We start from the raw sequence: 1,085 nt of genomic DNA on the forward strand, positions 1-1,085 counted from the left end.
AGACAAAATGACACCAAATGAGTTTTACTATGATCAGCTACCCCAACAAAACAAGGTGGCTTAACTAGAGCGGAATATCACTTATAAATACGCTTTTAGTTGTTCAAACAAGTGGGACCACCTCTATCCACTTAGAGAAATTCCTCTTCACTATATAAGTTAGGGTTATAAAATTAGAAATGATCTTGTGTTGTCTTTTGAAGTACTATAACTCTGCAATTTGCCAATTTTCAAGCTTTAATTTGTGCGTTGAAAAGTATAAGAATGTATGAGAAATTTCAATTTTTATAAATGCATTACATAGGTTTATGTCGAGAATTCCTAAGACTTCGCTCTTTAAGATAAAAACCTGTTAACTTATAGTAAAAAGAATATTAAGTTTGCCTCGTGTTATATCATTAATAACTTATAAGAACTTATAAGTTATTAGGCAGACCAAATATATAAATATAGCCGTAAACCTTGATTAACATAGGTTACGGCAGGGTTACTGTTATCAGGCACTGATAGTAAAATTGCGAACTAAATTATGCACGGCGCTCGAAACGAGTTGATTAAGTTCGCCATGTTTTTTCGTGGATTCAGGCAAATTTTTCTTATGCCGATTTTTGTCATAGTAAGTTGGGATCTCTGTTCCAAAAGCTCTAACAGTATTTTTATATTCATCAGTTAAATGTTTGGAAGCGTTAGCTGTCAACTGTGTAAAACTAAGCCCTTTGAATCCATTTAATAAGACCGTTTTGATATTTACTAGGCGATTGTCCATTTGGTTGAGAATATTGCGTTTGATATTCTTCTCCGCACGGACACGCCATTCATTCTCGGGTAGAGATTGTTTATTACAGTCCGTAGTCTTTACATATAAATGCCAGTACTCATCTGCATCTCTATGGTTAATACCAATATTATAGCAATTTTCTAGCTTTCTAAACATTGAGTGTGGTGTGCTTGGAATAGGTGAACCGTACCGGGTTTGTCGGAGACTTTTTATTTAAGTTAGGCCACCTGACCTAACGGGTTAATCTTATCATAGTACATTGCTTCAAACTCAAAAGGCGATACATAACCCAGTGCACTGTGTACAC

General features: G+C 34.9%; 1 protein-coding gene. It reads right to left on the reverse strand.

Going from position 1 to position 1,085, the window contains the following annotated elements:
* Positions 1-496: 496 nt before the first annotated feature.
* Positions 497-934 (reverse strand): hypothetical protein, encoded by a 438-nt coding sequence (locus FTU44_RS15055; protein ID WP_180051323.1) that lies wholly within the window; start codon positions 932-934, stop codon positions 497-499.
* Between the last annotated feature and the right edge of the window lie 151 nt (positions 935-1,085).

This window comes from Acinetobacter sp. YH12105, from assembly GCF_013419095.1.
Taxonomy (GTDB): Bacteria; Pseudomonadota; Gammaproteobacteria; order Pseudomonadales; family Moraxellaceae; genus Acinetobacter; species Acinetobacter pseudolwoffii.

Coding starts and splice junctions, on each gene's coding strand:
- FTU44_RS15055 (WP_180051323.1), bottom strand. CDS start 934: ATGTTTAGAAAGCTAGAAAATTGCTATAATATTGGTATTAACCATAGA.